At 74.2% G+C, this 6,616-nt stretch carries 6 protein-coding genes; 5 read left to right on the top strand and 1 reads right to left on the bottom strand.

The annotated features are described in order from the left end of the window. A complete protein-coding gene (dhaK, locus tag ACZ6RT_RS14450; RefSeq protein WP_399191913.1) occupies window positions 1–993 on the bottom strand; it encodes a dihydroxyacetone kinase subunit DhaK in 993 nt (330 codons plus the stop codon). A 218-nt stretch (window positions 994–1,211) separates the two neighbouring features. On the opposite strand from dhaK, the gene ACZ6RT_RS14455 reads away from it, so the two are divergent. The 5 genes from ACZ6RT_RS14455 (at window position 1,212) to ACZ6RT_RS14475 (ending at window position 6,516) form a co-directional block, all read left to right on the top strand. Beyond that, the gene (locus tag ACZ6RT_RS14455) at window positions 1,212–1,985 is read left to right on the top strand and encodes a cyclase family protein (RefSeq protein ID WP_399191911.1); all 774 of its coding nucleotides are present in this window, start codon (window positions 1,212–1,214) and stop codon (window positions 1,983–1,985) included. Beyond that, complete coding sequence (locus ACZ6RT_RS14460) at window positions 1,982–3,790, top strand: thiamine pyrophosphate-binding protein (protein WP_470153812.1); 1,809 nt, start codon at window positions 1,982–1,984, stop codon at window positions 3,788–3,790. Before ACZ6RT_RS14455 ends, ACZ6RT_RS14460 begins: the two co-directional genes overlap by 4 nt. Window positions 3,791–3,915: 125 nt before the next feature. Continuing rightward, on the top strand, window positions 3,916–4,668 hold the full coding sequence (locus ACZ6RT_RS14465; protein ID WP_344904078.1) for a lysophospholipid acyltransferase family protein: 753 nt from the start codon (window positions 3,916–3,918) through the stop codon (window positions 4,666–4,668). A 116-nt stretch (window positions 4,669–4,784) separates the two neighbouring features. Then, entirely contained in the window at window positions 4,785–5,330 is a 546-nt protein-coding gene (locus tag ACZ6RT_RS14470) for a hypothetical protein (protein WP_470153813.1), read from the top strand. Window positions 5,331–5,619: 289 nt separating this feature from the next. Further along, entirely contained in the window at window positions 5,620–6,516 is an 897-nt protein-coding gene (locus ACZ6RT_RS14475; protein ID WP_470153814.1) for a hypothetical protein, read from the top strand. Window positions 6,517–6,616 lie beyond the last annotated feature (100 nt).

Below are 6,616 nucleotides of genomic sequence, written 5' to 3' on the forward strand. Positions count from 1 at the left end.
TCAGCGGCCCCAGCGCAGGGCGGGGGTCTCCACGGGAGCGTCCCACAGGCCGGTGAGCTCGTCGTCCAGACGGCAGACGCTGACCGAGAAGCCCTGCATGTCGAGGCTGGTGACGTAGTTGCCGACCAGGCACCGCGCCGCCCGCGCACCCCTGCCGGCCAGGTGGTCGGCGACGGCGGCGTAGGCGATGTACAGCTCGATCAGCGGGGTGCCGCCCATGCCGTTCACCATGACCAGCAGGTCGCCCGACAGCGGCAGGTCCTCGTGGACGGCGTCCATCGCCAGGTCCACCAGCTCCCGGGCCGGGCGCAGGGCCGAGCGCGTCCGGCCGGGCTCGCCGTGGATGCCGATGCCCAGCTCCACCTCGGTGTCGGAGAGCTCGAAGGTGGGCCTGCCCGCGGCCGGGGTGGTACAGGGGCTCAGCGCGATCCCGAAGGAACGGCTGCGCGCGTTGACCTCCCGCGCCACCCGGGCGACCTCGGCCAGCGGAGCCCCGGTCTCGGCCAGGGCTCCGGCGATCTTCTCGACGAACAGGGTGGCGCCGGTGCCCCTGCGTCCGGCCGTGTAGAGGGAGTCGCGCACGGCCACGTCGTCGTCGACGAGGACGCTCTCCACCCGCACCCCCTCCTCGGCGCTCAGCTCGGCCGCCATCCGGAAGTTCAGCACGTCGCCGGTGTAGTTCTTCACGATGTGCAGCACCCCCGCCCCGCCGTCGACCGCGGAGGTGGCCTCGATCATCTGGTCGGGGACGGGCGAGGTGAAGACCTCACCCGCGCACGCCGCGTCGAGCATGCCGTACCCGACGAACCCGCCGTGCAACGGCTCGTGCCCCGACCCGCCGCCGGACACCAACCCCACCTTGCCCGTACGCGGACCCGAGGCCCGGAACACGATCTGGTTGTCCACGTCCACCCGGAGCCCCGGATGGGCCGCCGCGACACCGCGCAGCGCGTCGGGAACGACCGTCCCGGCGTCGTTGATGAGCTTCTTCACGGTGTCCAACCTCGCCCCGTTCGCGCGCGATGGCAAGGACCGGACGCGCGAAGCCGGGGATCGGCCGCGCGACGGACGAGGTCCGGCCGCGCGGCGGACAAAGATCTGCCGCGCGACGGCGGCCGGATCCGGCCCGGGCCGGGGCGGCGGCGGAGGTGGCGGCGGCGGGTGCCGCTGTAGGAGGATCTGCGCAGGTCCCGTCCCATACAGGAGGCGTCATGTCGGTGCTGCGCGATCTGGTGGAGAGCATCCGGAACGGCGGGATCGAGGTGATCGACCTGACGGCGCCGTTGTCCCCGCAGACGCCGATCCTGCGGCTGCCGGAGCCGTTCGGCAACACCGTCCCGTTCTCCCTGCGGGAGATCAGCCGCTACGACGACCGCGGCCCGGCCTGGTACTGGAACGACATCGTCACCGGCGAGCACACCGGCACCCACTTCGACGCGCCCGTCCACTGGGTCACCGGCAGGGACGGCGACGACGTCTCGCAGGTGCCGCCGGAACGGCTCATCGCCCCGGCCGTGGTCCTCGACCTCGCCGACGAGGCGGCGAAGGACCCCGACTTCCTGCTGGAGATCGCGCACGTCAGGGCGTGGGAGCAGGCCAACGGCCCGCTGCCCGAGGGCGGCTGGCTGCTCTACCGCACCGGCTGGGACGCCCGCTCCCACGACCAGGAGAGCTTCCTGAACGCGAACGAGACCGGCCCGCACACCCCCGGTGTCTCGGTCGAGTGCGCCCGCTGGCTCGCCGAGGAGAGCCCGATCGCCGGGCTGGGCGTGGAGACCGTGGGCACCGACGCGGGCGCGGCGCACGGCTTCGACCCGGCCTTCCCGTGCCACTCGTTCCTGCTGGGCGCCGGGAAGTACGGCCTGACCCAGCTGCGCAACCTCGACCGGCTCCCGGTGACCGGCGCGGTGGTCGTCGCCCCGCCGCTGCCCATCGTCGGGGGTTCGGGCAGCCCGCTGCGGGTGCTGGCCCTGGTCGAGAGGTGAACGTCGCCGAGGTCGTGGGCGCGACGCTGGCCGCGCTGGGCGTGGAGGTCGCCTTCGGCGTGGTCGGCAGCGGCAACTTCCACGTGACCAACGCCCTGGTCGCGCACGGCGTGCGCTACGTCGCCGCCCGCCACGAGGGCGGCGCGGCGACCATGGCCGACGCCTACGCGCGCCTCAGCGGCCGGGTCGGCGTGCTCAGCGTCCACCAGGGGCCGGGGCTCACCAACGCGATGACCGGCGTCACCGAGGCCGCCAAGAGCCGTACCCCGCTCGTCGTGCTGGCGGGGGAGGTGACCGAGCGGCGCTCCAACTTCTTCGTCGACCAGGCCGCGCTGGCCGAGGCGGTGGGCGCGGTCCCGATGCGGATCGTCTCCGCGCGGACCGCGGTCGCAGAGGTGACCGAGGCCTTCCGCGTCGCCCGCGACGAGCGGAGGACGGTCCTGCTCAACCTCCCGCTGGCGGTGCAGGCACTGGACGTCCCCGCGGGGGAGGGGGGAACGACGACCGGTGTGACGGAGGCCCTGAGGGGGGCAGGGGCCGGGGGGACGGGCGCTCCGTCGCCCGGGGAGGCCGCCCGGCTGGCGGAGGTCCTCTCGGCGGCGCGCCGTCCGGTCTTCGTGGCCGGGCGGGGTGCCCGGGCGGCCCGGCGGGAGCTGGAGGAGCTGGCGGACCTGACCGGGGCGTTGCTGGCCACCTCCGCGGTGGTCCGGGGCCTGTTCCGGGGCAGCCCGTGGGACCTGGACGTCAGCGGCGGTTTCGCCTCACCGCTGACGGCCGAGCTCGTCCGCGGCGCCGACGTGCTGGTGGGCTGGGGGTGCGCGTTCACCATGTGGACCACCCGGCACGGCACGCTGATCGGTCCCGACACCGTCGTCGTCCAGGTCGATCTGGACGAGGACGCGCTCGGCGCGCACCGTCCCGTCCACCTGGGGGTGACCGGTGACGTGGCCCGCACCGCGCGGGCGGTCGTCCGGCTCCTCGGCGGCCACGACGGTCACCGCGACGACCGGGGCGACGGGGACGGTGGTGGCGCAGGCGGGGACGGTGATGGCGCAGGTGGTGACGGTGGTGGCGCAGGCGGTGACCGCGACGAAGCCGGTGGTGACGGAGCAGGTGGTCGCGGATCCGGTGGTGAAGGGGACGCCGCCGGTTACCGCTCGGCGGGGCTGGCCGCGCGGATCGCCCGGGAGGGCCGCTGGCGGGACGTCCCGTACGAGGACGAGGGCGGCAACGGCAGGATCGACCCCAGGACGCTGACCATCGGGCTGGACGACCTGCTGCCCGCCGAGCGCGTCCTCGCCGTCGACTCCGGAAATTTCATGGGATATCCGTCGATGTTCCTCGACGTTCCGGACGAGCGGGGATTCTGTTTCACCCAGGCGTTCCAGTCGGTCGGCCTCGGCCTGGCCACCGCGATCGGCGCCGCCCTGGCCCGGCCGGACCGCCTCCCGGTGGCCGCCCTCGGCGACGGCGGCGCGCTGATGGGCGTCTCCGAGCTGGAGACGGTCGTACGGCTGGGGATCCCGATGGTGATCGTGGTGTACGACGACGACGGCTACGGGGCCGAGGTGCACCACTTCGGGCCGGACGGGCACCCGCTGGACACCGTGACCTTCCCGCCCGCGGACATCGCCGCGATCGCCCGCGGCTTCGGCTGCGACGCGGTCACCGTACGGGACGTGGCGGACCTCGCCGAGGTGGCCCGGTTGCTGGACGGCGCCAGGGACCGGCCCCTGCTGGTCCACGCCCGGGTCGTCCGCTCCCGGGGAGCGTGGTGGCTGGAGGAGGCGTTCCGGGGACACTGACGGGACACCGACGGGACACTGAGACGGGACGCGGACGGGGACGCCCATGACGGCGTCGGAAGGGACACCGGAAGGGGCGTGGGCACCGGTCCGGGCCCGGGGCGGAGCTGAGGTACGGTTCAGCCATGGCTGAGATCGTGTACCCCCCGGTCGTCGGGGCGGCGTTGACCGTGTTCCGCGCGCTGGACCTCAAGATCCGCATCGAGGGTGCCGAGAACATCCCGCGGACCGGCGGGGCCGTGCTGGTCAGCAACCACATCAGCTACCTCGACTTCATCTTCGCGGGCCTGGCCGCGCGCCCGGCCGGGCGCCTGGTGCGCTTCATGGCGAAGAAGGAGGTCTTCGACCACCGGATCTCCGGCCCGCTGATGCGCGGCATGCACCACATCCCGGTCGACCGCGCGGCGGGGGCCGCCGCGTTCGGCGCGGCCCTGAAGGCGCTCCGGGACGGCGAGGTCGTCGGCGTGTTCGCCGAGGCCACGATCAGCAGGTCCTTCACGGTCAAGGAGATCAAGAACGGCGCGGTCCGGATGGCCGTCGGCGCCAAGGTGCCGATGATCCCGGTCTCCCTGTGGGGCACCCAGCGGCTGTGGACCAAGGGCCGCCCCCGGAACCTGCTCCAGCGGCACGTGCCGATCACCATCCTGGTGGGCGAGCCCATGCACCCCAAGCGCGGTGACGACTACGACGCCGTCACCGCCGACCTGCACGGGCGGATGGGCGAGATGCTCGACCGGGCGCAGCGCGGCTACCCGGAGATCCCGCAGGGCGTCTGGTGGCAGCCCCGCCACCTCGGAGGCACCGCGCCCACCCCGGAGGAGGCCGCCAAGCTCGACGCCGCCGAGGCCGCGGAGAGGGCGACGCGCCACGGGGCGTGACGCGCCGTCATCGGTGACGACCCGTCGCGGGCGTTCCATGGACGGAAGGCGACGCCCGGGGACGCGTACAAGTGCGGGGCAGGTCGTTCACAAGTGGGGTGTCCCATCCTGTCCGCATGAGCGATGCGTTCGACACCCTGACCGATGTCCTCCTGCCGGCCCCCGGTCCCGGCCGTACACCGGGCAGGATCGGCATGTCGATCCTGATGATCCTCTGGGCCGGGCTCGCGGTGTCGTGCTTCGTCTCCGCGGTGCCCGGGTGGAGGCTCGCCACGGGGGCCGTCGGCACCCCCGGCACCCTCACGGTCCTGTCGTGCGAGGACCTGGGGGAGGGGCGCTACGACTGCAAGGGCCGCTTCACGCCCGACGGCGGTGGCGCCGCGATCGCGGTCGACGCCTCGCCCGACTCCGGCGCCGGTGACGTCACGCGGGCCCGGCTCGCCCCGGAGGGCGACCGCGCCGTGCCGACCGGCACCGCCGGGGTCCTGGCCGCGCTGACCATGCCGTTCCTCGGCGTCGGCGTGCCGGCCTTCCTGCCGTACGCGCTCCTCCATGTCCTCGGGGTACGGCGCGGCAGGCGGGGAGCGGTGGTCGCCGGCTCCGTCCTGACGTGCGTCTCGCTCGCCGGCGTCCTCGTCGGGCTGGTCGCCGCCTCGCTCTGACCGGCCGCCCGCGCCGGACGGGACCGCCCGCGCCGGACGGAGTCCGTCCGGCGCGCTCTCGCGGCGGGCGTTCGAATTCGTGAAAATCGCCGATGAGCTGCGAGAAGATTACCTGACAGCGTGCTCCCACAAATTTCGTCCGCATGTGTCCGGAGAAAGCGGGAAGTCTCCTCCGCGCCCTTCGACGGAGGATCACAGCCGGGCACGTGGCCCTCCGTCTCGGTGGCGGGCGCACGCACCCTCGCGCCATACCGCCGCCGGTTTCGGATCGAGCCAGCTGGAGGACAAGGTGACGCGAACGAACCCGGACAGGCCAGACGAGATCCTGCCGAGCGCATCGGGCGGATCGGGCGGGCCGCGCCGGCGCGTCTCACGGCCCGTGGTCTTCGGTGCCGCCCTGGCACTGGCGGCGTCGAGCGGGGTGGCGGTGTCCGCGGCGGCGTCGGCGACACCGGCGCCCGTTCCCGGAGCGACGGACACGCCGACCCCCACGCCGTCGGTGACGATGAGCGAGACACCCGCTCCCACCGTGACGGTGACCCAGACCGTGGAACCGTCACCCAGCCCCACCGTCAAGCCGGTGCCCCGCGTACCGCCGCTGGCCTTCCCCAGCACGCTGCACGGCGAGTTCGTCCTGCCGGACCGGGAGGGCTGCGGCTTCACGGTGTTCGCCCAGACCGGAAAGGCCGTCGCCCTGGCGGAGGACTCGATCACCGTGCGCAGCCAGGACGGCTTCGAGAAGGCGTACGCGATCACCGACTCCACCCGGACCCTGGCGGGCCGGCGGGGCAACGAGATCAGGCAGGGCGACTGGGTGTCGCTGACCGCGACGAACGTGGGCGAGACGCCGACGGCCGCCTACGTCTTCGACCTGACGCGTCCCAAGAAGAACTTCTGGCGGGGTGACGGCTGGTGGTCCTACAAGCCGTGGCGGCCGGGCAAGAAGTGGCGGGCCCCGGCCTCCTGCCCCACGCCGTCCGTGCCGCCGCCCACCCCCACTCCCACCCCGACGGTGACGGACACGCTGCCGCCCACCGAGACCCCGCCGCCCACGGACTTCCCCACCCCCGAGCCGACCCCGACGGTGACGGACACCGTGCCGCCCGCCGAGACCCCCACGCCCGTCCCGACCCCCACCCCCACCCTGACTCCGACTCCGACTCCCACTCCGACCCCGAGCCCCTGACCCCGGGGCCCGGGGGGGGGGGGGGGGGGGGGGGGGGGGGGGGGGGGGGGGGGGGGGGGGGGGGGGGGGGGGGGGGGGGGGGGGGGGGGGGGGGGGGGGG

The sequence above is a fragment of the Streptosporangium sp. NPDC050148 genome (assembly GCF_055586505.1).